The 25,675-nt window shown below is 61.5% G+C and carries 29 protein-coding genes; 14 read left to right on the top strand and 15 right to left on the bottom strand.

Annotated features, from left to right (window positions below):
• The first annotated feature begins 172 nt into the window (after positions 1-172).
• Together ACB033_RS12175 and ACB033_RS12170 are read left to right on the top strand one after the other, a co-directional pair.
• On the top strand, positions 173-2,182 hold the full coding sequence (locus tag ACB033_RS12175; protein ID WP_139724885.1) for a methyl-accepting chemotaxis protein: 2,010 nt from the start codon (positions 173-175) through the stop codon (positions 2,180-2,182).
• Positions 2,183-2,317: 135 nt separating this feature from the next.
• Positions 2,318-4,042 carry a proline--tRNA ligase gene (locus tag ACB033_RS12170; RefSeq protein ID WP_017787582.1) on the top strand — a complete coding sequence of 575 codons (1,725 nt, stop codon included), beginning with the start codon at positions 2,318-2,320 and terminating at the stop codon, positions 4,040-4,042.
• Positions 4,043-4,134: 92 nt separating this feature from the next.
• Here ACB033_RS12170 and ACB033_RS12165 read toward each other — a convergent pair whose 3' ends face one another.
• From ACB033_RS12165 to ACB033_RS12155, 3 genes are all read right to left on the bottom strand, one after another.
• On the bottom strand, positions 4,135-4,815 hold the full coding sequence (locus tag ACB033_RS12165) for an SDR family oxidoreductase (protein ID WP_139724887.1): 681 nt from the start codon (positions 4,813-4,815) through the stop codon (positions 4,135-4,137).
• A 65-nt stretch (positions 4,816-4,880) separates the two neighbouring features.
• Positions 4,881-5,510, bottom strand: a complete 630-nt coding sequence (locus ACB033_RS12160; protein ID WP_010636188.1) for a TIGR04219 family outer membrane beta-barrel protein — start codon at positions 5,508-5,510, stop codon at positions 4,881-4,883.
• 93 nt (positions 5,511-5,603) lie between these two features.
• The gene (locus ACB033_RS12155; RefSeq protein WP_010636187.1) at positions 5,604-6,044 is read right to left on the bottom strand and encodes a copper chaperone PCu(A)C; all 441 of its coding nucleotides are present in this window, start codon (positions 6,042-6,044) and stop codon (positions 5,604-5,606) included.
• Positions 6,045-6,133: 89 nt separating this feature from the next.
• On the opposite strand from ACB033_RS12155, the gene ACB033_RS12150 reads away from it, so the two are divergent.
• Positions 6,134-6,883, top strand: coding sequence for an enoyl-CoA hydratase-related protein (locus tag ACB033_RS12150; protein WP_162519843.1), 750 nt, complete (start codon positions 6,134-6,136; stop codon positions 6,881-6,883).
• A gap of 3 nt (positions 6,884-6,886) precedes the next feature.
• Here the strand turns inward: ACB033_RS12150 and ACB033_RS12145 are convergent, their stop codons facing one another.
• Positions 6,887-7,315: a DUF2753 family protein gene (locus ACB033_RS12145; RefSeq protein ID WP_005304979.1), complete on the bottom strand. Its 429-nt coding sequence runs from the start codon at positions 7,313-7,315 to the stop codon at positions 6,887-6,889.
• Between the two features lie 291 nt (positions 7,316-7,606).
• On the opposite strand from ACB033_RS12145, the gene ACB033_RS12140 reads away from it, so the two are divergent.
• Positions 7,607-8,266, top strand: a complete 660-nt coding sequence (locus ACB033_RS12140) for a CatB-related O-acetyltransferase (RefSeq protein ID WP_139724891.1) — start codon at positions 7,607-7,609, stop codon at positions 8,264-8,266.
• A gap of 40 nt (positions 8,267-8,306) precedes the next feature.
• On the opposite strand, the gene ACB033_RS12135 is transcribed toward ACB033_RS12140, so the two are convergent.
• Positions 8,307-9,014 carry a ParB-like protein gene (locus tag ACB033_RS12135; protein WP_139724893.1) on the bottom strand — a complete coding sequence of 236 codons (708 nt, stop codon included), beginning with the start codon at positions 9,012-9,014 and terminating at the stop codon, positions 8,307-8,309.
• A gap of 172 nt (positions 9,015-9,186) precedes the next feature.
• On the opposite strand from ACB033_RS12135, the gene ACB033_RS12130 reads away from it, so the two are divergent.
• Positions 9,187-10,791 carry an ABC transporter substrate-binding protein gene (locus ACB033_RS12130; protein ID WP_371140535.1) on the top strand — a complete coding sequence of 535 codons (1,605 nt, stop codon included), beginning with the start codon at positions 9,187-9,189 and terminating at the stop codon, positions 10,789-10,791.
• Positions 10,792-10,911: 120 nt separating this feature from the next.
• Positions 10,912-11,223: a hypothetical protein gene (locus ACB033_RS12125; protein ID WP_005304992.1), complete on the top strand. Its 312-nt coding sequence runs from the start codon at positions 10,912-10,914 to the stop codon at positions 11,221-11,223.
• 63 nt (positions 11,224-11,286) lie between these two features.
• Here the strand turns inward: ACB033_RS12125 and ACB033_RS12120 are convergent, their stop codons facing one another.
• The 5 genes from ACB033_RS12120 to ACB033_RS12100 are packed head-to-tail and all read right to left on the bottom strand — an operon-like array spanning position 11,287 to position 14,202.
• Positions 11,287-11,706 (bottom strand): DUF4426 domain-containing protein, encoded by a 420-nt coding sequence (locus tag ACB033_RS12120; RefSeq protein ID WP_005304995.1) that lies wholly within the window; start codon positions 11,704-11,706, stop codon positions 11,287-11,289.
• Positions 11,707-11,724: 18 nt separating this feature from the next.
• Positions 11,725-12,024, bottom strand: a complete 300-nt coding sequence (gene yggU, locus ACB033_RS12115; RefSeq protein ID WP_005304998.1) for a DUF167 family protein YggU — start codon at positions 12,022-12,024, stop codon at positions 11,725-11,727.
• A complete protein-coding gene (locus ACB033_RS12110; protein WP_005305000.1) occupies positions 12,024-12,575 on the bottom strand; it encodes a YggT family protein in 552 nt (183 codons plus the stop codon). The genes yggU and ACB033_RS12110 overlap by 1 nt, the downstream gene beginning before the upstream one ends.
• A gap of 40 nt (positions 12,576-12,615) precedes the next feature.
• Entirely contained in the window at positions 12,616-13,440 is an 825-nt protein-coding gene (proC, locus tag ACB033_RS12105; RefSeq protein WP_017780457.1) for a pyrroline-5-carboxylate reductase, read from the bottom strand.
• Between the two features lie 60 nt (positions 13,441-13,500).
• Positions 13,501-14,202: a YggS family pyridoxal phosphate-dependent enzyme gene (locus ACB033_RS12100; RefSeq protein ID WP_368159577.1), complete on the bottom strand. Its 702-nt coding sequence runs from the start codon at positions 14,200-14,202 to the stop codon at positions 13,501-13,503.
• 39 nt (positions 14,203-14,241) lie between these two features.
• Between ACB033_RS12100 and tapT the strand changes: the two genes are divergently transcribed.
• The 3 genes from tapT to yaaA are packed head-to-tail and all read left to right on the top strand — an operon-like array spanning position 14,242 to position 17,219.
• Positions 14,242-15,276: a type IVa pilus ATPase TapT gene (tapT, locus tag ACB033_RS12095; RefSeq protein WP_005305010.1), complete on the top strand. Its 1,035-nt coding sequence runs from the start codon at positions 14,242-14,244 to the stop codon at positions 15,274-15,276.
• Between the two features lie 28 nt (positions 15,277-15,304).
• A complete protein-coding gene (gene tapU, locus ACB033_RS12090) occupies positions 15,305-16,414 on the top strand; it encodes a type IVa pilus ATPase TapU (protein ID WP_017787575.1) in 1,110 nt (369 codons plus the stop codon).
• A gap of 31 nt (positions 16,415-16,445) precedes the next feature.
• Positions 16,446-17,219: a peroxide stress protein YaaA gene (gene yaaA, locus ACB033_RS12085; protein ID WP_117405568.1), complete on the top strand. Its 774-nt coding sequence runs from the start codon at positions 16,446-16,448 to the stop codon at positions 17,217-17,219.
• A gap of 176 nt (positions 17,220-17,395) precedes the next feature.
• Here the strand turns inward: yaaA and srmB are convergent, their stop codons facing one another.
• Positions 17,396-18,619: an ATP-dependent RNA helicase SrmB gene (gene srmB / locus ACB033_RS12080; protein WP_010636177.1), complete on the bottom strand. Its 1,224-nt coding sequence runs from the start codon at positions 18,617-18,619 to the stop codon at positions 17,396-17,398.
• A gap of 128 nt (positions 18,620-18,747) precedes the next feature.
• Here srmB and ACB033_RS12075 point away from each other — a divergent pair, with 128 nt between their 5' ends.
• From ACB033_RS12075 to brnQ (ACB033_RS12065), 3 genes are all read left to right on the top strand, one after another.
• Positions 18,748-19,458, top strand: a complete 711-nt coding sequence (locus ACB033_RS12075) for a tRNA1(Val) (adenine(37)-N6)-methyltransferase (RefSeq protein ID WP_371140534.1) — start codon at positions 18,748-18,750, stop codon at positions 19,456-19,458.
• A 191-nt stretch (positions 19,459-19,649) separates the two neighbouring features.
• The gene (brnQ, locus tag ACB033_RS12070; protein ID WP_005305030.1) at positions 19,650-20,957 is read left to right on the top strand and encodes a branched-chain amino acid transport system II carrier protein; all 1,308 of its coding nucleotides are present in this window, start codon (positions 19,650-19,652) and stop codon (positions 20,955-20,957) included.
• 393 nt (positions 20,958-21,350) lie between these two features.
• Positions 21,351-22,628 (top strand): branched-chain amino acid transport system II carrier protein, encoded by a 1,278-nt coding sequence (gene brnQ / locus ACB033_RS12065; protein ID WP_267999975.1) that lies wholly within the window; start codon positions 21,351-21,353, stop codon positions 22,626-22,628.
• Positions 22,629-22,692: 64 nt separating this feature from the next.
• Here brnQ (ACB033_RS12065) and ACB033_RS12060 read toward each other — a convergent pair whose 3' ends face one another.
• Genes ACB033_RS12060 through zur form a run of 3 tightly spaced genes read right to left on the bottom strand, consistent with a single transcriptional unit; the run spans position 22,693 to position 23,834 of the window.
• Positions 22,693-22,920: a hypothetical protein gene (locus tag ACB033_RS12060; RefSeq protein ID WP_005305036.1), complete on the bottom strand. Its 228-nt coding sequence runs from the start codon at positions 22,918-22,920 to the stop codon at positions 22,693-22,695.
• Between the two features lie 4 nt (positions 22,921-22,924).
• A complete protein-coding gene (locus tag ACB033_RS12055) occupies positions 22,925-23,386 on the bottom strand; it encodes a chemotaxis protein CheX (RefSeq protein WP_019838909.1) in 462 nt (153 codons plus the stop codon).
• The gene (gene zur, locus ACB033_RS12050; protein ID WP_005305041.1) at positions 23,376-23,834 is read right to left on the bottom strand and encodes a zinc uptake transcriptional repressor Zur; all 459 of its coding nucleotides are present in this window, start codon (positions 23,832-23,834) and stop codon (positions 23,376-23,378) included. The genes ACB033_RS12055 and zur overlap by 11 nt, the downstream gene beginning before the upstream one ends.
• Before the next feature lie 138 nt (positions 23,835-23,972).
• Between zur and dusA the strand changes: the two genes are divergently transcribed.
• Positions 23,973-24,959: a tRNA dihydrouridine(20/20a) synthase DusA gene (gene dusA, locus ACB033_RS12045; RefSeq protein WP_371140533.1), complete on the top strand. Its 987-nt coding sequence runs from the start codon at positions 23,973-23,975 to the stop codon at positions 24,957-24,959.
• Between the two features lie 2 nt (positions 24,960-24,961).
• A complete protein-coding gene (locus tag ACB033_RS12040; protein WP_010636149.1) occupies positions 24,962-25,111 on the top strand; it encodes a hypothetical protein in 150 nt (49 codons plus the stop codon).
• 75 nt (positions 25,112-25,186) lie between these two features.
• Here the strand turns inward: ACB033_RS12040 and ACB033_RS12035 are convergent, their stop codons facing one another.
• The gene (locus tag ACB033_RS12035; RefSeq protein WP_010636148.1) at positions 25,187-25,612 is read right to left on the bottom strand and encodes a hypothetical protein; all 426 of its coding nucleotides are present in this window, start codon (positions 25,610-25,612) and stop codon (positions 25,187-25,189) included.
• Between the last annotated feature and the right edge of the window lie 63 nt (positions 25,613-25,675).

Genomic DNA, 25,675 nt, shown 5'->3' with positions numbered 1-25,675 from the left:
TATCCAGCATAGGGCGGCGGGACCGCAGCGGATTTTCGGCACATTCGCGCGTTCCAAGCCATGCTTGGATCCGAGCCGGGCAACAACTTTATTTTCCATCTGGCATGGCATTTTGTTGCCACTGATAAAACACTAAATTGGGTTTGTTTGGAGCCAAGGAAGGTCCTTAATCATGAAAATCGTCACCACATCGAACCTGGGGCTGGCCATTCTGCTCAGCTGCACACTGGGCATGGGCGTCGTCGGCTGGTATGGCAGCCAGCGGCTGGCGGATCTGCTCTCCTATGTGCTGGGTGCCGCCTGGCAGACTGCAGACGGCGCCATGGAGGGCTCCATCGAGCTCGGCAACCAGTCGCTCTACATCCAGAAGATGCTCAGAGGCATGTCCCTCGACGAGCAGGAGCTGCAGCAGGCCAGAACCGCCACCACCGACGCCATGCGCCGGGTGGGCGAAGGTCGGCTCATCGATGACGCCGCCATCAACACCATGAACCAGCAGCATCAGGTCTACCAGCAGCAGCAGGAACAGCTGCTGGCGCTCTACCAGACGTTTACCCGCCTAGATCAGGCGCTGCGCGCCAGTTCTGAACGCATGTCCCGCCTCTCGACCCAGCTTGAGGTGGTGGGTGATGGCGCGGTCGAGAGCCTCACCCAGTCACCGGATCAGGCCATCAGCTGGAATGGCGGCCTGGCGACCCGCTGGCACGCAGCCGATGGCGGCATGGAGGCCAATATAGGCTTCCTGCGTCAGCTCTATGCGCTGGAAAAGATGCAGAGCGAAGGGCTCACCCCCGCCATCCAGAGCGAGATGGAGGAGGCGACCCGCTTCTACCGGGAGGCGGTCGACGCCATGCTGGCCAGCGGACTGTTTGATGTGCCCGCAGAGGGGGAGTTTGCCGGCCAGTCGCTGGCAACCCAGTATCGGGCGCTGGAAACCGAGGTTCAGCAATTGATGGTGCAGTGGATGGCAGCCCTTGGCGAGTATCAACGCCAGCTGACCAGCTATGAGCGCAGCGCCGATCAGCTCAAGAAATTGCTGGTCGAGGTGGAGGCAAAGGGCGATGCCACGGTCGAGGATCAGGTGGGTCAGCTCAACACCATCATCAACCATACCAAGAGTCTGATCCTGGGCGGCCTGCTGTTCAGCCTGCTGATCGTGACCCTGTGCGGCTTCTGGCTGGTGCGCGCCATCGTGCGGCCCCTGCTGCAAGTCAATCGGCGCATGCAGGACATCGCAGCCGGTGAAGGGGATCTCAACGCCCGCATCAACCTCAGGCGTGACGACGAAATCGGCTCGCTGGCCGGCAGCGTGGATCGCTTCATCGAGAAGCTGCAGAAGATGATCAGCTCCACCATGGACAACAACCAGCACATCAGCGAGCACGTGCACACCTCGGTCAACCGGGTTCAGGCCATCAGCCAGAGCAGCCGCCAGACGGCCGAACATGCCCAGGCGCTGCACCATGACAGCGAGCAGATGGTGCAGGTGGCCACCACCATCTCGGACAACTGCAGCCTAGCGGCGCAAAATGCCAACGAGGTGCGCCAGCTCACCACCGAGAGCAGTCAGTATGTCTCCTCCGCCAGCGCGGGCATGCAGCGGGTGGTGATGGAGGTGGGCGAATGCGCCACCGCCATCAACGCCCTCAAGGAGCAGGCCAGCCAGATAGGCCAGATCATCTCCACCATCAGCGGCATTTCCGAGCAGACCAATCTGCTGGCGCTCAACGCCGCCATCGAGGCCGCCCGGGCCGGCGAGATGGGCCGCGGCTTTGCGGTGGTGGCCGACGAAGTGCGCACCCTGGCCAATCGCACCGCCTCCTCCAGCGCCGAGATCAACGAGGTGATCAACAGCATCCAGCAGCAGACCGAAACCGCCTACCTGATGATGCAGCGCAACCTGAAGACGGTGGAGTCGGGCATGGCGGATTCCGACAACACCAAGCAGATCCTGTTCAAGGTGGAGGGCGCCATCGACCACCTGGCGGACATGGTGCAGCAGGTGGCAGACGCCACCGGCCAGCTCTCCCATACCCTGAGCCACACCTCGGACAAGGTCTCCGGCATCAGCCAGCAGGCCCAGACTGGCGAGCAGGAGGCGCAGGAGTGTCTGCAGCTCGCCTCCTCTCTCCATCAGGCCAGCCTGCTGCAACAGCGGTTGCTGTCGCAATTTCGGGTCTGACCGCAGCGGGGGCGATGCCCCCGCTTTCTCCCATCGTACGAATTTAGCCCTTGGGCCGCAGGGCCCGTCCTGTTAAAATTCCGCTCTTGAAATTATCCAGGGCCCCGCCGCCCGTCTTAGCTAAGGTCTACCGCGATGCGTACCAGCCAATATCTGCTTTCCACTCTCAAGGAAACCCCGTCCGACGCCGAGATCATCAGCCATCAGCTGATGCTGCGCGCCGGCATGATCCGCAAACTGGCCTCCGGCATGTATGCCTGGCTGCCGTCCGGTCTGCGGGTTCTGAAAAAAATCGAGAACATTGTTCGCGAAGAGATGAACAATGCTGGTGCCATCGAGGTCTCCATGCCGGTGGTTCAGCCCGCCGAGCTGTGGCAGGAGTCCGGCCGCTGGGATGACTACGGTCCCGAGCTGTGCCGTCTGACCGACCGTCACAACCGTCCCTTCGTACTGGGCCCGACCCACGAAGAGGTGATCACCGCGCTGATCCGTTACGAAGTGAACAGCTACAAGCAGTTGCCGCTGAATCTGTACCAGATCCAGACCAAGTTCCGCGACGAAGTTCGTCCCCGTTTCGGCGTGATGCGTGGCCGCGAGTTCCTGATGAAGGACGCCTACTCCTTCCACATCGACAAGGCCTCCCTGGTCGATACCTACGAGAAGATGCACGCCGCCTACTGCAAGGCGTTCACCCGCATGGGTCTGAACTTCCGTCCGGTGCAGGCCGATACCGGCTCCATCGGTGGTACCGGCTCCCACGAATTCCAGGTGCTGGCCGAGAGCGGTGAAGACCTGATCGCCTTCTCCGACAGCTCCGATTACGCCGCCAACATCGAGATGGCCGAGGCGCTGGCGCCGGCTGGCGAGCGCGCCGCTGCCACCGCAGCCCTGACCAAGGTTGCGACCCCAAACGTCCACACCATCGATGAAGTGGCCGCCTTCCTGAGCGTGGCCCCGAGCACCGTCGCCAAGACCCTGCTGGTGCTGGGTGAAGCGGACGAGCACGGCAACCAGGCCGTCATCGCGCTGGTGCTGCGTGGCGACCACGAGCTGAACGAAATCAAGGCCGAGAAGCTGCCGGGTGTCGCCAACCCGCTGACCTTCGCCAATGACGAGCAGATCAAGGCAGCCGCCGGCTGTGATGCTGGCTCTATCGGCCCGGTCGGCTTTGCCGGTCGCATCATCGCCGATCGCAGCGCCGCCCACCTGGCTGACTTCGTCTGTGGCGCCAACGAGACCGGCTTCCACCTGACCGGTGCCAACTGGGATCGCGACATCACCACCTATGAAGTTGCCGACCTGCGCAACGTGGTGGAAGGCGACCCGAGCCCGTGCGGCCAGGGCAAGCTGCTGCTCAAGCGCGGCATCGAAGTGGGCCACATCTTCCAGCTGGGTACCAAGTACTCCGAAGCCATGAAGGCGAGCGTGCTGAACGAAGGCGGCAAGTCCGTCACCATGGAGATGGGTTGCTACGGCATCGGGGTCTCCCGCCTGGTGGCGGCCGCCATCGAGCAGAACAACGACCAGTACGGCATCATCTGGCCGGACGCCATCGCCCCGTTCGAAGTGGCCATCGTGCCGATGAACATGCACAAGTCCGTGCGCGTCGCCGAGCTGGCCGAGCAGTTCTACGCCGAGCTGAAGGCCGCCGGTGTCGATGTGCTGTTCGACGACCGTAAAGAGCGTCCGGGCGTGATGTTCGCCGACATGGAGCTGCTGGGCGTACCCCACGGCATCGTCATCGGCGAGCGCGGCATGGACAACGGCGTGGTGGAATACAAGTGCCGCCGCACCGGCGAGAAGCAGGAAGTTGCCATCAGCGACATCGTCGCCATGCTCAAGGCCAAGCTGGGCCGTTAATCCCGCCCCTTGCAGGTATAAAAAAGCGCGCCGATGGCGCGCTTTTTGTTTCTGTATTCTGACGATGGCAACCGGATGACGGCGGCCTTTTGTCAGGGATTGCGACCGATAAAGAGATCGGTCACGTGGCAGCTGCTTCTGGCTTCCAGTGCATCCAGCATGTAGGCGGCAGCATCTTCCGGGGTCATGAAGCCGCTGCTGTCCACGTGATCCGAGTTGTCCCAGAATTCACTGCGGATCCCGCTCGGATAGAGGTTCACCAGCCGCAGCGGCGAGCCCTTCAGCTCGGCCCGCAAGGATTCGAGAAAGCCGCGCATCCCCCATTTGGAGGCGCAGTAGAGACTCTCGTTGGCCTTGCCCACCTGGGCGGCGGAAGAGAGCACATTGGCCAGCACCCCGCCCTTGTCGCCGATGAGGCGCACCGTCTGCTGGGCCACCAGAATGGTGGAGATGAGATTGCTCTCCACCACCCGGTGGATCTGCTCGGCGGTATAGACGCCGACCGGGCCGAACTCGCCCACGCCGGCGCAATGCAGCACCAGCTCGGGCAGGCCGCCCCACTCCACCGCGGCGGCAAAGGCGACATCCACTTCCTCATGGTGCGCCAGATCGGCGGAAATGCCGATCACCGCCTTGCCGAGCAAGGCTTCCTGCTCCTGCAGCTTCTGATAACGACGCCCCATCATGGAAACCTGATGGCCCCGTTCAACCAGACCTATGGTCAAGGCGCGGCCCAAGCCGGACCCCGCCCCCGTCACTATGATATGACCCATGTTCGTTCCTCGCCGGATGCCGTCATCGGGATGATGAGGGCATCGTCACCAGAGATTGCCGGAATTTAGAAGGTGAATTCGCCGCCGATGAACCAGCCGTCTACCCGCTGGTCAACGCGATCGAAGTCCATGCTCGCATCACGCCAGCCGGCACGCACCTTGAGCGGTACGGTCGCGAACTTGTAGGAGCCACCCAGACGGTAGTCGTAGTTGTCGGCATCCTGCACGCGGGCATCGCCGAAGGCGGCAAAGCCGGTACCCGGGATGCGCAGTTCGGCGCCGGTGTAGGCCATCAGCACGTCCTTGTCATAGGAGTAGTGCTGGGTGTTGAAATCGCCATCGTAGCGACGACCGGTCAGACCCAGGTCGATCTGGAACAGATCGTTGTTGAACAGGCGATAGTAGAGGCTCAGGTCATAGGCCATCAGATCGTTGTTGAGGGCACCGCCGCTGGTGCCGAAATCGGAGATCTCGAACTTGGCGTTGGGCAGCAGGATGATGCCGTGCTCCAGTTGCAGGTAGCCGCTCCAGTTGTAGTTCTCGTCGTAGCTGCCATTGGCCCCGACACCGTTGATCTGGCCGCTGCCCTGAGCATTCCATACATCGGCACCGGCGGCAAAACGCCAGTCATCGGCAGCCATGGCAGCCTGGCTGAACAGGGCCAGCACACAACCGGCAATCAAGGTCTTCTTCATCACGTTACTCTCTTGTTGGACTGGAAAGGCCATCATTTTACCCAGAGCGACGGGAATACACAGTGTAAAAAGCTGAACAAGCGTCCATTAATGTCAGTGCTGCATGCCTGCCATGGGTTCAACCGGCTTCACCGGCAGGCTCAGCTCCAGCTGCTGGCCATCATCCATGGTCAGCGTCAGCGGGAAAGGGGTGCCCTGGGAGAGCTCACGCACCTCGAACAGCATGATGTGGAAACTGCCGGGCTTGAGCGCCACTTCCCCCTTGGCCGGCACCTCTATGCTCTCGACCTGGCGCATCCTCATCACGCCGTTCTCGTGCAGATGAGTGTGCAGCTCGGCACGGCCCACCTCGGGCGAGGCGGCAGCCACCAGCTTGACCGGCTGATCGGCATCATTCTTCAGCACCAGGAAGGCGGCGGTATTGGGAGAGCCCGGCGGCAGCAGGCGCACATAACCGTCGACGGCCTCGACCTTGGCCAGGGCGGGAGCGGCCAGTCCCAGGGCCAGCAGGGAATAGAACGCACGTTTAAACATGGTTGAAATCCTTTTATGATGTTGTTAAACGCAACAAAGCTTACCGCAGCGGTAAGCCTTTGACAGCCAGCAATAACAAGGATTTAGACATGGACCCCATTATCATTGCCGAGCAGCAGGATGGCTTGCTCACCTTGACCCTCAATCGCCCCGACAAGCGCAACGCCCTCAATACCGTCATGTATCGTGCGCTCACCGAGGCATTGCGGCAAGCGACGGCGGATGACGCCATCCATGCCCTGCTCATTCAGGGACAGCCCGACTGCTTCACCGCCGGCAATGATCTGGCAGACTTCATGGGCAAGACGGGGCTGGATCCCGACGACCCCATCCTGCAATTTCTGCATACCCTGGCCGACTTCCCCAAACCGGTGATCGCCGCGGTCGGCGGCGCCGCGGTCGGCATCGGCACTACCCTGCTGCTGCACTGCGATCTGGTCTATCTGGCCGACAATGCCCGTCTGCAACTGCCCTTCGTCGAGCTGGGGCTGGTGCCGGAGTTTGCCTCAAGCCTGCTGCTGCCGCGCAGCGTGGGTCACCTGAAGGCAGCGGAGCTGTTGCTGCTGGCCGAAGCCATCGATGCCGACGAGGCGCTGCGACTCGGCCTTGCCAACCGGGTGCTGACGGCCGAAGCCCTGCTCCCCTTTGCCAGGGAGCAGGGTCTGAAGCTGGCGGCCAAAGCGCCCAGGGCGCTGCAAAAGAGCAAGGCGCTGCTCAAGCAGGAGCTCAGGCAGGCGGTGCACTTCGTCATCGATCTGGAGGCGCGCGCTTTCTCCCTCGCCCTGCAGGGGGAAGAGGCACAGATGCGGATCGCCCAGCGCCTCAAGGGCCGTAAATGATCCTCAGTTGAGGCGAAAACGGCCGATCAGCTCGCAGCCCTGCACCTGATCCTGCAACTGGATCAGACGGGCGATATCGGGATTGGGGTGGCGCTTGAGGAAAGAGAGCAGCGCCGCCCGGCAGCAGCCCAGTTCACTGATGAGGGATTCACACTCCCGATTCGGACACTGGGGCACCAGCGCAGTGACCAGCTCGGAGGCCAGCTTGAGGTAGCGCAGCTCGTAGGCCGGCTCCTCCATGGCGCGCCAGAAATCGGCCAGCCGGTGGCAGGTTGCCACCCGCATGCTGGCCAGTTCATCCAGATCGCCGTCACTCAGTTCATACACCTCGGCGAGGGCCTGTTGATAGAGGCAGATGGCGGTGCCGAGCGCGCCGGCGCCCAGCGCATTTTCAGCCTCCAGCATGTAACGCTGCCAGATTTGATGGGTCATGCCGATCTCCCAGGTTGATGGGTGGGACTTTTATCATGCCCAGTTGAGAATGAATATCAACCCAATATTTTGTGCAGGTTTTGACCAGCTGGCTGGTGCACAGCTTGGCTCCCGCCCCGGCATGGCTTACCATGGGAACTCATCTTTCAGGATCCCTCTTCCCATGCTGCGACCCCGTTTACCCCAGGCGCTGGGCTGCTCGACCCTGTGCGTGCCCCGCCTGCTGGTCTGGATCTATTAGCTGCACTCCTCGCGTCATCCACCCCTATCCATTTGAACGAGGAAACAGCCATGAAACCCTGCCAACACTGGTCGCAGGTCGAATACCTGCATCTGACGGTGAGCAACCCCAACATCCATCTCAAGGGACGGCACAGCTACTACTCCGGCGCCTGGGACGGCCCCTTTGAAGAGCATGCCGTGCGCTATCTGCACGGCGACCGTTTCAGCCGCAGCCCGGAGACTGGCTGGGAGCCGCTCTGGCACATCGATCAGCTCCATATCGGCGACTATGTACAAATAGCCGCCGGGGTGAAGATCATCATGGGGGGCAACCAGACCCACAACACGGCCTTTATCAGCACCTATCCGTTTTCAGATGTGGAGGCGCTCCGGCGCAGCTACCGCCCGGCCGGCGATACCCGCATCGGCAACGATGTCTGGCTCGGCATGGACGCCATGATCATGCCGGGGGTCACTATCGGCGACGGCGCCATCATAGCGGCACGTGCCCTGGTCAACCAGGATGTACCGCCCTATGCCATGGTGGCCGGTACGCCGGCCAAGGTTATCAGGATGCGCTTTTCTGAGGACGAGATTGCCCGTTTGCAGGCGCTGGCCTGGTGGGAGTGGCCAGATGAACAGGTGCAGGCGCTGCTGCCACTGATCCAGCAAGGCGAGGTGGCCCTGCTGGAACAGGCTGCCGCCCGCTGGGACGAGAGCCGATCGTGATGCAGCGGGGGGCTATGGCCCCCCGCTTTCATCCTGTCGCTCAGTTGTCGCTATCGGGCTGATTGACCCGGCACTGCTTGCCGGGGTAGCCGGGCAGATCGGCCGCCTTGTTGCTGCACGCCAGCCGCTTGGCCTGATAGAGGCGATCCGCCAGGTTGGCACTGTCGATCGGCAGCCAGTCCATCTGCCGGCCAAGCCAGCTGGCCCAGGCGAACTCGACAAAGTAGACCTGCTCCCGCTTGTCGAAATAGCCCGCATCCTGCAGCAACCCGGCCAGGGTGCGATAGGGGTAGTCGGGTAGCAGGTCGATGCGGCTCGGCAACTGTTCCGGCGTGAGGGGCCGACCCTGCTCGTCCTTGAGCCAGGCCCAATGATTGCCCTGCATCTGGCTCCAGAAGCTGGCCTTGTCCTGCAGCCTGGCGATCACCTTGACCCGAACCTGCTTCACCCCGAGTTGCCACAGCGCCTTGGTCAGATGGTGTCTGTCCACCAGCCAGTAGTCGCCATCGGGTGCGATGACGATGGGGATCTCTTTCTTTTTCATCACCTTGTCGAGCTGTTTTGCGCTCTTGCCCGCCAGCTCGGCCTGGGTGTTGTCGACCTGGATCTGGCCCACGCCCCCCTGGGTGGGGTGCAGCGCGGCGATGTTTGCCTCGCACCAGCTGCCGACCTGGCTCTGTCGCTCGCACGGCGCCAGCGCCCAGGCCCCCTGACTGATGGCCAGGGCCAACAGGATCCATGTTCTCATTGCTCACTCCTCTGCCCAAATGGCGGGTCAAATAAGATGCCGGGGAGTCCCCTCATCCAAGGGACTCATACTGGCGGTCTGACCAGCAAACGGGATATCATGATTTCCCGTCTGTCGGCGACCACTTATCGCCGAGTTTTCTCCCCGCTTCACACTATTTGAAGGATTAACCATGAAAGGATGGAGTCTCCTGCTGGCCCTGCTGGGCAGTGCCTGTGTCCAGGCTGCCGATGTTCCGCCCGGCACCCAGCTCGCCGCCGAGCAGGCCGTCGTTCGTCATCTCAAAGACGAGCCGGCGAGCCTGAGTCCGCTCAAGCTGGTCGGCCTGCCCGAACTGCAGGTGCTGCGGGATCTCTACGAGGGGCTGCTGACCCAGGGGCCGGACGGCAAGGTACTGCCCGGGGTGGCCGCCAGCTGGGACAACCAGGGCAATCAGCGCTTCACCTTCCATCTGCGCCCGGACGCCCGCTGGTCGAACGGCGATCCCGTGCAGGCCGCCGACTTCGTCTACGGCTGGCGCAAACTGGTCGATCCCAAAGAGGCCGCCACCTTTGCCTGGTTCGCCCAGCTGGCCCGCTTCGACAAGGTGGACGACATAGTAGCCGGCAAGCTGCCCCCCGAGGAACTCGGCGTGAAGGCCCTCGACCAGCACACCCTGCAGGTGACCCTCTCCCAGCCGGTGCCCTACTTCCTGAGCCTGCTGACCCACCCCAGCCTGTCGCCGCTGCATCGTGCCAGCATGGAGCAATACGGCAGCCAGTGGACCCAGCCCGGCAAGCTGGTCGGCAACGGGGCCTTTGTGCTCAGTCACCGGGTGGTGAACGAAAAGCTGGAGCTGACCCCCAACCCCTACTACTGGGATCGCGCCCATACCGTGCTGACCAGGGTCACCTTCGTACCCATCAACCAGGAGAGCGCGGCCACCAACCGCTACCTGGCCGGCGACCTGCACATCACCGAGTCCTTCCCCAAGGAGCAGTATCACAAGCTGATGCAGCAGATCCCGGGCGAGGTCTATACCCCGGATCAGCTCGGCACCTACTACTACGCCTTCAACACCCAGCGCGCCCCCCTCAACGATATGCGGGTGCGCAAGGCGCTCTCCTACACCATCGATCGGGGCCTCATCGCCAACAAGATCCTGGGTACGGGTGAGAAACCGGCCTATCACTTCACCCCGGACGTGGTCGCCGGCTTCGAGCCCAAGGCCAACCTGCTCTCCAGCAGCAGCCAGCAGGTCCTCGACAACAAGGCCAGAGCCCTGCTCAAGGAGGCGGGCTACGGCCCGGCCAACCCGCTCAAGCTGACCCTGCTCTACAACACGGCCGAGGTGCACAAGAAGATGGCGCTGGCCATCGCCAACCTGTGGAAACAGAAGCTAGGGGCGCAGGTCGAACTCACCAACCAGGAGTGGAAGAGTTATCTCGACAGCCGCCAGAGCGGCCAGTTCGAGGTGATCCGCTCCTCCTGGGTGGCCGATTACAACGATCCATCAGCCTTCCTCGGCCTGTGGGGCTCCCACCACAGCGGCAACATGGCCCGCTTCGCCAACGCCGGCTACGATGCCCTGCTGGCCAAGGCGGCCAACAGTCAGGATCCCCGTGAACGGGCCCGCTTGTTCGATGAGGCCGAGGCCGTACTGCAGAAGGAGGCGCCGATCGCCCCCATCTATCAGTACACCAACGCCCGGCTGATAAAGCCCTGGCTCAAGGGCTACCCCATCAACAATCCGGAAGACGTGGCCTACAGCCGCCAGCTCTACCTGGTCAAGCACTGATCCTGCCCGGGGCCGGCCATGCCGGCCCCAATCTTCTGTTATCGCCCCCTGTTCATGCTCAAGTTTTCGGCATAAAATGCCGCCCTTTCAGGCAACCACCCCCTCAATCACCGGTTTGTTATGCGTTTTGTATTGATGATCTCTCTGCTGCTGACCCTGCCCGCCCAGGCAGCCAGCGAAACACAGTGCCGCCAGGCCTTCACCGAGTGGATGCTGGCCCAGCAGCAACAGTTCAGCGACCGCAAGGCCAGCAAGATGGAGCGGCGCAGCGCGGAGCGGGCCATCGATCAGGTGCGCAGCGAGTTCTCAAAGCGGGAGAGCTTCTGCCAGGCCATGGAGTGGGTGGAACACAACCGGGATCAGGATCCTCGCTTCACCCCGCGACTGGGGGAGATCCACGACTTCACCCCGCCGACCGACTCGCCGTCATAAAGTCATAAAAAAGCCCCGAACCTGCGTTCGGGGCTTTTTTTCAGGGCATGGCGGGTGCCGGCATCAATCGACGTAGAAGGTTTGCTGGAAGGTCAGCGTCTGCTGCTGCCCCTCCCCCATGATCTTCAGGGTGAACTGGTAGGTATCCTCGTTGCGATAGGGCAGCACCGCCAGATAGTAGATGGCGTTGCCCTCCTTGACTTCCTGGAAGGTCAGGTTGCGGATGGTGCCAGTGAGGTTCTTGGCCTCGCCGGTGATCCCCACCGCCTGGGCCACCCCCTGCTTGTTCTGCACCGCGATGTTGACGATGCCGTTGTAGCGACTGCGCTCCAGGCCATAGGCCTTGGCCACCTCGGGGGTGAGAAAGCTGGAGTTGAAGGCGCTGTAGTGCACCTGCCAGGGGCCCAGCTCCTTCATCTGTTCGGCCCGCAGGGGCAAGGTCAGCAACAGTGCCAGCAGGCAGCTTATCCAGGCTGTTTTCATGGTGTCATCCTTCTCGTGTTAACCCTGATTGTCCAGCAGGGCACTGACCTCGGCGGGGATCTGCCTGGGCGCCTCAATGGCGACCGTCTTGTGCCGTCCCAGCTCCCCCCGCACGATGCGAACCTGCCCCTTGGCCACCTTGAACTGCTTGGCCAGATACTTGATCAAGTGGCTGTTGGCCTGACCATCCACCGGCGGCGCCGTGATGGCCACTTTCAACTCTTCTCCGTGCAATCCGACGATCTGATCCCGACTCGCCTTGGGCTGGATCATCAGATGCAATACCAGCTCATCCCCTTCCCGCAGGACGGCTGCCATCAAATCATCCACCACAGCTGGCCGAACAGATCCCCCAACAGATAGTTTATGGCCTGCAGCCCGATAAAGGCGACCAGCACGGAGAGATCCAGCCCGCCCAGCGCCGGCAGAATGCGGCGAATGGGAGCCAGGAAGGGCTCGGTCAGCTGGTGCATCACGTACTCGATGGGGTTGCGCCCCTGGCTGACCCAGCTCAGGATGGCGCGGATCAGCAGCACCCAGAAGATCATGGAGCCAGCCTTCTTCAGCACGGTGAGGGCGGCAAACAGGCTGAGGGTGAGCCAGTCGGCCAGCAGCACGTTCATGCTCTTGAGCAGCGCCAGCTTGGCGAAGGCGATCAGCAACGCCAGCAGCACCGAGGCCAGATCCAGCCCGCCCAGCCCGGGAATGACCCGGCGCAGCGGCACCACCAGCGGGTTGGTCAGCTTGACCACCATCTGGCTCATGGGGTTGTAGAAGTCGGCACGGGCCCACTGCAGCCAGACGCGCAACAGCACCACCATGAGATAGAGGTCAAAAATTGTATTAATCAGAAAGTAAGCAGTGTTCATCTGGGCTCCAGGTTGCAACTGAGAGTAACGAAAATCGGGTTCAGAACAGGGTTTCCATTTCGCCGGCCCGAGCAACGGCCGCCTGCATGGCTTGCGCAGTCAGCGGCATCAGCCCCTGCTGCTGGAAAGTCTTGATCGCTTCGGCGGTGGTGCCACCCTTGCTGGTCACCTGCTCGCGCAGGGTCTGCAGCGACAGCTCGGGATTCTGCTCGACCATGGCAGCCGCGCCAAGGGCGGTCTGCTGAACCAGCAGGCGGGCCTGCTCGGGGGAGAAGCCCATGGCCTCGGCCTCCTCGGCGATGGCCTGCATGAACAGGAAGAAGTAGGCAGGCGCACTGCCGGCCGCGGCGATGACGCCGTTGATGCCGGACTCCTGCTCCACCCAGAGGGTTTTGCCTACCGCCTGCATCATCTGCTCGGCCAGCTCACGATCGGCCTGCTCGATGCCGGGCGGGGCGTACAGCCCGGTCATGCCCAGCCCCAGCAGAGAGGGGGTGTTCGGCATGGTGCGGATGATCCGGCCGTGGCCGCCCGCCATTTCGGCCAGCCGTGCCACCTTGATGCCGGCGGCGATGGAGATGAGCAGCTTGCCCTCCAGCGTGCCCAGCGCCGTCACCAGCGCGCTCAGCATGGCCGCCATCAGCTGCGGCTTGACCGCCAGCACGATCACTTCGGCCGCCCGGGCCGCCTCGGCGTTGTCCTGGGTGACGCGAATGCCGTAGTCGCCAGCCAGCGCATCCAGCTTGGGCCGACTGGGGTTGGCGGCAATGATCCGGTCAGCCGGGTAGCCCGCCTGAACCAGGCCGGCAATGATGCTGCGGCTCATGTTGCCTGCCCCGATAAAGGCGAGGGTTCTGTACTGCATCAAACACTCCTGTGATCTGAAAAAGGCAGAGCCCGCATGCGCCGCATCACGGGCTCCTTCTCATGAATAGTCGCGGGCACCGAAGATGGCGGTACCGACCCGCACCATGGTGCTGCCGTGGCCGATCGCCAGTTCGAGATCCTCGGTCATCCCCATCGAGAGGGTGTCCACGCCCGGGTATTGTCGCGCAAGCTCGGTGAACAGAGTCTGCATGCGCACCATCTGGGCAGCCAGTACCGCCTCGTCGCTGGTGTGCTCCGGAATGGCCATCAGACCGCGCAGCCGCAGCCGCTCGCACCGGGAGACCAGTTCGGCCAGACGGAAAATCTCTTGTTCCGACGTTCCGGATTTGCTGCTCTCTCCGCTAATATTGATTTGCAGACAGACATTTAGCGGCGCGAGCCCAGCCGGGCGCTGGTTGTTGAGGCGTTCGATCAGCTTCTCTCTGTCCACGCTCTGTACCCAGTCGAACCGCTCGGCCACCAGCTTGGACTTGTTCGATTGCAGCGGGCCGATAAAGTGCCACTCTATGTCTGTACAGCTCCCTTGCTCACGCAGGGTATCTATCTTGGTGGCCGCTTCCTGGGCGTAGGATTCGCCGAAGCGGCGTTGACCGGCGGCATAGGCCTCGCAAACGGCCTCCAGCGGTTTGGTCTTGCTGACCGCCAGCAGCTGGATGTGATCGCCGCGTCGGCCAGCCCGGCTGGCGGCTTGTACAATACGTTCCTTTACCTGAAGCAGGTGCTCGGCAATCTGGCTCATGTTTCGTTCGTGATCTTGTGATGGGAGAATGACAAATCTATGGATATCACAGAGTTATTGGCTTTCAGTGTAAAACATAAAGCCTCGGATCTACACCTCTCGGCCGGGGTTCCCCCGATGATCAGGGTTGATGGCGAGGTTCGCAAGATCAATTTGCCCGCCCTGGAGCACCGGGAAGTACACGCCCTCATCTATGACATCATGAACGACCACCAGCGCAAGGAACTGGAAGAGAACTTCGAGGTGGACTTCTCGTTCGAGGTGCCAAACCTCGCTCGCTTCCGGGTCAACGCCTTCCAGCAGGCGCGCGGCTCCGGCGCGGTATTTCGGACCATCCCCAGCACTGTGCTGAGCCTGGAAGATCTGGATGCCCCGGAGATCTTTCGCAAGATTGCCGAATACCCGCGCGGCCTGGTGCTGGTGACCGGTCCGACCGGCTCGGGCAAATCCACCACCCTGGCGGCCATGGTCAACTACATCAACGAGAACTTTCATCACCACATCCTCACCATTGAAGACCCCATCGAATTCGTGCACGAAAACAAACGCTGCCTGGTGAACCAGCGGGAAGTACACCGCGACACCAAGAGCTTCAGCAACGCCTTGCGTTCGGCGCTGCGGGAAGACCCGGACATCATACTGGTGGGTGAAATGCGCGACCTCGAGACCATTCGCCTCGCCATGACCGCGGCCGAGACCGGCCACCTGGTGTTTGGCACCCTGCACACCTCGTCGGCGGCCAAGACCATCGACCGGATCATCGACGTCTTCCCCGGTGCGGAAAAAGACATGGTGCGATCCATGCTCTCCGAGTCGCTGCGGGCGGTCATCTCCCAGACCCTGCTCAAGCGCATCGGCGGCGGCCGGGTAGCGGCCCACGAGATCATGATGGGGATTCCCGCCGTGCGTAACCTCATCCGGGAGGACAAGATCGCCCAGCTCTACTCGGTGATCCAGACCGGGATGACCCACGGCATGCAGACCATGGATCAGAGCCTCAAGCAGCTGGTGAGCCGCGGCATGGTGGCGGCGCTGGATGCCAAGGCCAAGGCGGTCGACCCCAACACCATCTAACCACGACGAATCTAGGGAAGGAGTCGTTATGAATCTGGATGCCCTGCTGACCGAGCTGGTCGCCCGCAAAGGCTCGGATCTGTTCATCACGGTCGGCACGCCGCCGACCCTCAAGGTCAACGGCCACCTGCAGTCGCTGGCAGAAGCGCCCCTCGACAAGGCAAGGGCACTGGCGCTGGTCAAAGAGACCCTGAGTCAGGATCACTTCGAGCGTTACCTGCGCACCAAGGAGGCCAACTACGCCATCCACCGCGAGGAGCTTGGCCGTTTTCGGGTCAGTGCCTTCTGGCAGCAGGAGCTGCCCGGCATGGTGCTGCGCCGCATCGAGACCCGCATCCCCACCTTCGACGAGCTGGCACTGCCCCCCATATTGCAGGAGATAGCCCTGGCCAAGCGTGGACTGGTGCTGTTCGTCGGTGCCACCGGCGCCGGCAAGTCCACCACCCAGGCGGCCATGATCGGCTATCGCAACCAGCATGTGGACGGTCACATCCTGACGGTGGAAGATCCGGTGGAGTTCGTGCATCAGCACGGCCGCAGCCTGATCACCCAGCGCGAGGTGGGCATAGACACGGAGTCGTTCGACGTGGCGCTGAAGAGTTCGCTGCGTCAAGCGCCGGACGTGATCCTGATCGGCGAAATCCGCAGCCAGGAGACCATGGAGTTTGCCCTGCAGTTTGCCGAGACCGGTCACCTCTGCCTCGCCACCCTGCATGCCAACAACGCCAACCAGGCTCTGGATCGCATCCTGCATCTGGTGCCCCAGGAGAAACACCGTCAGTTCCTGTTTGATCTCTCCTTCAATCTGCGGGCCATCGTGGCCCAGCAACTGCTGCCCAGCCCGGATGGACGGCGTCGTTTTGCCGCCTTCGAGGTGTTGCTCAACACCCCGCTCATCACCGACATCATCCGCAAGGGGGAGATGCACCGCCTCAAGGAGGTGATGACCAAGTCCACCGAACTCGGCATGCAGACCTTCGATCAGGCGCTGTTCGCCCTGTTCTGTGCCGGCCAAATTGGCTACAGTGAGGCCCTTGCCCATGCCGACTCCGCCAACGACCTGCGACTGCTGATCAAGCTGTCGGGCCGAGAGCAGCTGGGTTCAGGCACACTCGACAACGTCACCCTGGATGAATGAGGGGCGTGCGTCACCGCTATAAAGGATCGTTATGCTGATTGTGGTTTCCCCGGCCAAGACGCTGGACTACGAGTCGCCGCTGGTGACTTCCCGTTTCACCCAACCCGAGCTGCTGGACCACTCCGCCGAACTGATCGGCCGCGCCCGCCAGCTGAGCCCGGACCAGATCGCCAGCCTGATGAAGATCAGCGACAAGCTGGCCGGCCTCAACGCCGCCCGTTTTGCCGACTGGCAGCCTGATTTCACCCCGGCCAACGCCCGTCAGGCACTGCTGGCCTTCAAGGGGGATGTCTACACGGGGCTGGCGGTGGAGGATTTCAGCGAGGCGGACCTCGACTTCGCCCAGGCCCACCTGCGCATGCTCTCCGGTCTCTACGGGGTGCTGCGTCCGCTCGATCTGATGATGCCCTACCGGCTGGAGATGGGCATTCGGCTCGACAACGCGCGCGGCAAGGATCTCTATCAGTTCTGGGGCGACATCATCACCGAACACCTGAACAAGGCGCTGGCCGCCCAGGGGGACGAGGTGCTGATCAACCTCGCCTCCGACGAGTACTTCAAGTCGGTACGCCCCAAGGCCCTGCAGGGGCGCATCATCACACCGGTGTTCAAGGACGAGAAGAACGGCCAGTTCAAGATCATCAGCTTCTACGCCAAGAAGGCGCGCGGCATGATGGCCCGTCACATCATCAAGCACAGACTCACCAAGGTAGAGCAGCTGACCGGGTTCAACAGCGATGGCTACTACTTCGTACCGGAAGAGTCCGACGCCAATACCCTGATGTTCAAACGCGCTGAAAATTAATTACGACCCGAGGGAACCAATTTCAGGATCCTCCAGTCTGAATAGGTGAATCCTCTGTTGTAAGCACTTTTTATTGGCCGACGTTTATGCGTCGGCTTTTTTCTGCCCGACATACGGCCCATCAAACGCCAAAAAGCACAACGGCCATCCAGGGATGGCCGTTGTGGCGGGCAGGCTTACTTCTTTTTCTTCTTGGCAGACTTCTTCTTGTCGTCCTTCGGCTTTTTCTTCTTCACCGGCACTCGCGCCTCCTTGTGCTTGGGACGCAGCTCGTCGATCACCCGGCGCTTGAGGCGCTCTTCGGTGTAGCGTTCGATCTTGGCCACCATGGCCATGTCGTGGGCTTCCACCAGGCTGATGGCGCAACCGCGGTTGCCGGCGCGGCCGGTACGGCCGATACGGTGAACGTAAACATCGGCGCCGTAAGGCATGTCGTAGTTGATGACATGGCTGACATTGGGCAGGTCGATGCCGCGGGCGGCCACGTCGGTGGCGATGAGGAAGGGCACCTCCCCTTCATGGAACTTGCGGATCGACTCGATGCGCTTGGCCTGCTCCATCTCGCCACGGATCCAGGCGCAGGGCACGCCCGCCGCCTGCAGCTGGCCGGAGAGCTCCGCCAGCCGCTCGCGGGTCTTGACGAAGATGATGGCTTTCTGGGTTTCCGGGTTCTTCAGGATGTGCACCAGCAGGGCCAGCTTGTGGGCAGCGTCGTCGGCCAGGTGAACCCACTGGGTGATGGGGCGACGCTCGCTGCGCGGCGGCTCGGCGTGCAGCTCCACCGGCTCCTTGAGGATCTCGCTGGCGAACTTCTCGAGGCCTGCCCCTTCCAGGGTGGCAGAGAAGAGCATGGTGTGCTTGCGATAGCGCGCCTCTTCCACGATGCGGTTCACGTCCTTGATGAAGCCCATGTCCAGCATGCGATCCGCTTCATCCAGCACCAGCACCTCGATGTCGTGGCTCTCGAACTCCTCTTTCTCGATGTACTCGAGCAGACGACCCGGGGTGGCCACCACGATGTCGGTGGTCTTGGTCAGGGCCGGCAGCTGCTCTTCGTGGCTGACGCCGCCAATGATGGTCTCGATGCTGAGATTGGTGTGGGCAGCCAGCGCCTTGGCGTGAGCGGTCACCTGCAGCGCCAGCTCGCGGGTCGGGGTCAGCACCAGCATGCGACAGGGGCCCGGCTTGCGGCGCGGGAAGTCCAGCAGATGCTGGAGCGCCGGCAACAGGAAGGCGGCGGTCTTGCCGGTGCCGGTCGGGGCGGATGCCAGAATATCGCGGCCGTCCAGGGCTGGCTCCAGCACCATCTGCTGGATGGTGGTGGGGCGGGTGAAACCCATCTCGGCCAAGGCCCGGTTGAGGGCTGGATTCAGGTCGAAATCATCAAAGGACTGGCTCATGGCAATACTCGGTCATTAAGGAAACGGCAGATTATAGGCGATTATGTCGTCGGCTCCTATGGTGACTGTGCCTTAGCCGCTATAATCGCCGACCATTTTCTGCGAGGCGGGTACAGGACGGGAGTCGGATGGCACGAAACAGCGGTTTTACCTTCAAACAGTTTCACGTCGAGCACGATCGCTGCGCCATGAAGGTGGGCACCGACGGCATTCTGCTGGGCGCCTGGGCACCGCTCGGCAAGGCTCGCCGGATCCTCGACATTGGCACCGGCAGCGGCCTCATCGCCCTGATGCTGGCCCAACGCAGCCACGCCGACTGCCGCATCGATGCGGTGGAGCTGGATAAGCATGCGGCGCAGCAGGCCCGCGAGAACGCGGCCGCCTCCCCCTGGCCGCTGCGGGTCACCATCATAGAGAGCGCCATTCAGGGGTATCAGGCCGACCCTTACGATCTCATCGTCGCCAACCCCCCCTACTTCGTGGCGGGCCAGTCATTTCGCGATCCGGCCAGGGCGATGGCCCGCCATACCGGCGCCCTCGACAGCCATGCTCTGCTGGCCGCCTGCGACCGCTTGCTGGCCCCCGATGGCCAGGTCGCACTGGTCGTGCCGACGGCCATGGCCGATGAAATTTTATGCATTTCGGCGGATTATGATCTGCATGCCGTTTGTTATACAGCTGTTATCACCAGGGCGGAAAAAGAGGCAAATCGTGTTTTATTGCTACTTGGCAGAGGATTAAACAGGTGTGATAGGGGTGAAATTGTGATCCATTCTGCTAAGGGAACCTATTCCGACAGATATATCCAACTGACCAGCCCCTTCTATTTGAAGATGTAAATTTCGTCTTGAACTATTTTTTCACGCCATTATGCTGACTCCTAAACGAGCGCCCGCTCCAGACCAGCTCAAACCACTGGTTGCGATGAAAAAACAAGCGGGGCTCCTTTTTTTTACCCCTGAACAACGCCGGTCACCGACCAATAAAAAACTATAACAAGCAATAGTTTACAAGACAGACGAGGTTGAACTTGACGAAATCACTCACATTGTCCGACGTGCTCGGACTGGGCTTCATGACCTTCGCGTTCTATCTGGGCGCCGGTAACATCATCTTCCCGCCGCTGGCCGGCTACATGGCGGGTGAGCACCTCTCTCTGGCCATGCTGGGCTTCCTGGTGACCGCCGTGGGTCTGCCCCTCATCACCATCATTGCAGTCGCCAAGGCCGGCAACGGCTGGGCCGGCATGACCAAGCTGCTGCCGGCCGGCGTGGCCACCGCACTGGCCGTCGCCATCTACATCATCATAGGCCCGGCCTTCGCCGCCCCCCGCACCGGTCTGGTGGCCTACGAGATGGGCCTCAAACCCTTCATCGGCGACATGGGCCAAGCCGGCCTGTTTGCCTACACAGTGCTGTTCTTCGGGGTGGCCATTCTGGTCTCTCTGAATCAGGGCAAGCTGATGGACGCCATCGGCAAATACCTGACTCCGCTGCTGATGCTGTTGCTGCTGACTCTGGCCATCGGTGTATTCGTGGCGCCCCAAGGCTCCATGCCCGTCTCTTCCGGTGACTATCAGAACGGCCCCTTCGTGAAAGGGATCCTGGAAGGCTACAACACCATGGACACCCTGGCGTCCCTGATGTTCGGTGCCCTGATCGTCGACCTGCTGCGCCAGAAAGGCATCCAGGACTACCGTAGCCAGTTCAAGTACCTGGCCATCGCCGGCATCATCTCCGCCATCGGTCTGTCCGTGGTCTATGTTTCCCTGTTCCAGCTGGGCAATACGGCTGCCGGCGTCGCCACCGACGTCAGCAACGGCGGCGCCATCGTCAACGCCTACGTACTGAGCCTGTTCGGCCAGCCGGGTCAGTTCATCCTGGCCGCCATCATCACCCTGGCCTGCTTCACCACCGCCGTGGGTCTGATCTCCGCCTGCTCGGACTTCTTCCACAACCTCACCGGCATGAGCTACAAGAAGCTGGTGGTCTTGCTGGGCGTCATCTGCGCCGTGGTGGCCAACGTGGGTCTGAGCCAGCTCATCAGCCTCTCCATCCCGGTGCTGGTCGCCATCTACCCGGTTGCGGTTGCGCTGGTACTGGTCACCTTCCTGAAGGGTTACTTCGGTCGCCCGCGCCTGGTGTTCCGTGGCGTGTTGATGGTTGCCTTCCTGTTTGGCTGCCTGGACGGCCTGGGTGCCGCCGGCATGAAGATGGATGCCTTCGCCTTCCTGCCGCTGTTCGACAAGGGCCTGGCCTGGTTGCTGCCGACCCTGCTGGCCTGTGGCCTCGGGATGCTGGTACGCTCCGGCGAGAAACTGGCTGCCGAAGCCGCCTGATTTCGCTCCAGCCCATGTCAAAGAGCCTGCCTTGTGCAGGCTCTTTTGTTTGTGTGCCATCTCGCCCGGCATGGTTTCCTGCCGGCTATGTCATGCAGCCACGCTCTTTTCCGCTCTGCCCTCTCGCTTCCGCCAACTGCAGTTCTATCGGTGATTTATTCTGGCCAACTAAATTGTTTCAAGATATTAATGTGTGATTGAGATCAAACATCTCTTCTTTATGCTCAAGATGGTACTCCTGTGACGATCTTCCGATGGCACAGGAGAGGGAAGCATTGTTATCCGGTTATCTGCCAGGCAGTGGGTGCAATCAACAAGAACAAGCTGATAAGGCAGATGAGGTCAGGTTTGACGAAATCACTGAAGTTGTCCGACATATTCGGACTGGGTTTTATGACGTTTGCGTTCTATCTGGGAGCAGGCAACATCATTTTTCCACCGCTGGCCGGCTTCATGGCCGGTGAGCATCTGCTGGCCGCCATGGTCGGTTTTCTGCTGACGGCGGTGGGTCTGCCTCTGCTGACCCTGGTCGCCGTTGCCAGAGGCAGCGCCGGACAGGGCAGCAGTGGCTGGACGGCGATGACCCGCCATCTGCCGACCTGGGCAGCCACGGCGCTGGCCATTGCAATCTACATCATCATGGGGCCGGCCTTCGCCACCCCCCGTACCGGCCTGGTGGCTTATGAAATGGGGCTCAAGCCCTGGCTGGGTGACGCCGGCCAGCACGGTCTGCTGCTCTACAGCCTGCTCTTCTTCACACTGGTGATCCTGGTATCGCTGAACCGAGGCAGACTGCTGGATGCGGTGGGCAAATACATGACCCCTGTCTTGATGGTGATGCTGCTGATCCTGGCGATCGGGGTCCTGGTTGACCCGCAAGGCACCCAACCAGAGGCCAGCGGCGACTATACGGAGACGCCACTCATCAAGGGCATGCTGGAGGGGTACAACACCATGGATACCCTCGGCTCCCTGATGTTCGGTGCCCTCATCATCGGCCTGCTGCAACGCCGGGGGATCGAGGACTACCCGAGCCAGTTCAAATACCTGACCATCGCAGGGCTCATCTCGGCGGTTGGCCTCTCGGCGGTCTACATCTCCCTGTTCTACCTCGGCAACAGCGCAGCAGGCGTGGTGACCAGCGTCGACAATGGCGGCACCATCGTCAACGCCTACGTGCTGAGCCTGTTCGGCCACTCCGGTCAGTTGATCCTGGCCGCCATCATCACCCTGGCCTGCTTCACCAGCGCGGTCGGCCTGCTCTGCGCCAGCGCCGACTACTTCCACGGTCTGGCCGGCTGGACATACCGCAAGTGGGTACTGCTGATGGGATGCGTCTCCATCCTGGTGGCCAACGTCGGGCTGAGCCAGCTCATCAGCCTCTCCATTCCGATCCTGGTCGCCATCTATCCGGTCGCCATCGCGCTGGTGCTGGTCACTTTTGCACAGGGCCGTTTCGGTCGACCACGGCTGGCGTTTCGCGCCGTGCTGCTGGTGGCTTTTCTGTTCGGCTGCCTGGACGGGCTGGGCGCTGCCGGCATGCAGATGGATGCGTTCGCCTTCCTGCCGCTGTTCGACAAGGGGCTGGCCTGGTTGCTGCCGACCTTGCTGACTTGCGGCCTCGGCATGCTGCAACGCCCCCGCGAGACGCTGGCGACAGAAGCCGCTTAAGCCACAGTCAATAACGAAAGAGGCCAGCATCAGCTGGCCTCTTTCGTTGGGCGGGGTCCTGCCGTTACAGCAACGGATCCGGTTTGGGTTTGCCGGCTAGTCCGTACCAGTGGGTCTCAACTCGCCCGGCATGCCACTCAAAGGTTCCCCAGGGCTGTGCTGCCTGCCAACGCGGAAAATTCACGAGCACCCGGTTGTCTTCGTACTTGTAGAGCGAGGTGGTGATCTCGATGTCAGAGAGAATAAGCAGCAGGGCCCAGCCGATGAAGAACCATTTCAGCGCTTTCCACATAGGGTTACTCGAAGCAGATTTCGATGGTTGCCCGACCGTAATCTGATTCAAACGGCATCATGATCTTGGTGCCGTCGGCACGATGGGTGATGGTGTGGTTGATACCGGAGACGATGATGGGAGTCGCCATGTCGAATTCATACCCCTTCTCCCCCAGCATGCGCTTGGCACCGCCGGTCACCATGTTGGTGATCTCGCCCACCATGTCGGTCACCTCTTCATTGATGGTGGCCGGCGCCTCGCCCAGCATGCGGCGCATGATCTCCAGTGCCAGACCCTTCTCGAAACTGATGGAGAGGGATCCCCGGGTCTGCGGGCCGACCATGCCGATGAGGCCGGAGACATCACCGCGCGCCAGCTCGTCCATCTTGCGCTTGGGTTTGCCCGGCTTGAGCTCAAGCTGTGCCATGGTGGAGAGCACATTGAGCAGGGAGAGCAGGAACGGGTTTACAAAATCAGCCTTCATGTTGACTTCCTACAGTGGGCGTACAGCGAGCACATTGGCCATGTGCCTCAATCGTCTTATTGGTAATAGTAAAGCCATGCAACTTGGCTTGCTCGGAAAACGCGCCATCGATCGCCGGATCATGCAGCTCAACCACCTCGCCGCACTGGTCACAGATGAGCAACTGCATCGGGTGGGCATGGTCGAAGTGACAGCAGAATATGAAGGCGTTGAGCGACTCCACCTTGTGGGCAAAACCCTGTTCGAGCAGAAAATCGAGCGCCCGATAAACGGTCGGCGGCTTGGCGTGGGCCTCTGTCTGTTGCAACTGGGCCAACAAATCATAGGCGCTGATGGCATTGCCATGGGCAGCCAGCAGCCTGAACACCTGACGTCGGGTAGGGGTGAAGCGGATCCCGCGTTGTTCGCAGAGTCGTTCGGCTCGTTGTAAAAGTTGGTCTTGATTCATGATCACGCAATTACCCTTTTTATTAGCCGGATACTATCACAGGGCCCCCTTTGGCGCGGTGACAAAATTCATTTTCTGGGGCTGCCTCACGTTGTGGTAAAATCCGCCCCCTTTGTTTAGCCAACCCGGATGATTTTTATGCAGGCGCAGCGTTTTTCCATCGCCCCCATGCTGGACTGGACCGATCGGCATTGCCGTTATTTCCATCGTCTGATGACTCGCCAGACCTTGCTCTATACCGAGATGGTGACCACCGGCGCCATCATTCACGGCAAGGGGGATTACCTGGGGTACAGCGAGCAGGAACATCCCATCTCCCTGCAACTGGGTGGCAGCAATCCGACCGATCTCGCACGCTGCGCCAAGCTGGCCGAGGAGCGTGGCTATGACGAGGTGAATATCAACGTTGGCTGCCCCTCCGATCGGGTACAGAATGGCCGCTTCGGCGCCTGCCTAATGGGAGAGCCCGCACTGGTGGCCGACTGCGTCAAGGCGATGCGCGACCTGGTCGACATTCCGGTGACGGTGAAGACCCGCATCGGCATCGACGATCAGGACTCCTATGAATTTCTGCAGGCCTTCATCGAGCAGGCGCGCGACGCCGGTTGCGATACCTTCATCGTCCATGCCCGCAAGGCCTGGCTGAGCGGTCTGAGCCCCAAGGAGAACCGCGAGATCCCGCCGCTCGACTATCCCCGCGTCTACCGGGTCAAACAGGATTACCCGGATCTCACCATCGCCATCAACGGCGGCGTCACCTCCCTGGAGCAGACCCTCGAGCACCTGCAGCACCTGGATGGCGTCATGATGGGGCGCGAGGCCTATCAGAACCCCTACATTCTGGCGCAGGTGGACAATCTAGTATTCGGCCAGAACAACGCCGTGCCGAGTCGCCACGAGGTGGTGCGGATGATGCTGCCCTATATCGAACAGGAGCTGGCCAAGGGCAACTATCTCTCCCACATGACCCGCCACATGCTGGGGCTGTTCCAGAACATGCAGGGGGCTCGCGCCTGGCGCCGTCACCTGAGCGAAAATGCCTGCAAGCCAGGAGCAGATATCCAGGTGGTGCTGGATGCCATGGCCAAGGTGCCGGAATTCGCCGCCACCGAAGCGGCGGAGTAACCATGTACCGCTTCACCGGTTCCTGGCTGCACAAGGCCATCGTCCGACTCTGCGCCGGTCTGCTCGCCATCCTGGGCGTCAAGATCAGCGCCTTCTACTTCATCGGCCTGCTCATCGTGCTGGGGTTGCATCGGGACCAGCTGCTCGGCTGAACTCACCCCGCATCGACCAATAAAAAACCGGCAACACTCAGTGTTGCCGGTTTTTTTATTGTCTCTTCAGCCTCGCTAATCGCCTTTGTCCACGAACTGCAGCTCGGGCGCTCTGGAGGTCAGCACATCGGCGCAGTAATCCCAGGTCGAGATGCGATAGTGCTGCAGATCCTCATCCAGATGCAGGCCGTCCGACTCCTGATGGAACCAGCTGGCAAACCGGGACGGGGTGATGAGCTGGATCTGCTCCTCGATGGCATGACTATCCTTGCCCTCGGCCAGATCGCAATCCTCCATGACCCGCACCGCGAAGATATGCCGGAAATAGACCCGGCACAGGATCTGCGGCGGCAGATCGATGCTGCGAGCCCTGCCCAGCATGATGGTGAGGGAATCGCTCCAGATATCCTGATGAAGTTCGGCCACGACCAGGCCCGGGGGGAGTTGGCGGGACGGAGCCCAAGGTACGGCAACCTGCCGAATGGCATTTTTCTGTTCCATCATCCACCTCACTACAGCGCACGCCATATCTTGAGTGTATCTGAAACAATTTCCGCTGACGAT

It is taken from the genome of Aeromonas sp. S15(2024) (assembly GCF_041402265.1).
GTDB lineage: Bacteria > Pseudomonadota > Gammaproteobacteria > Enterobacterales > Aeromonadaceae > Aeromonas > Aeromonas dhakensis.
This window is presented reverse-complemented; position numbering and strand designations above follow the sequence as displayed.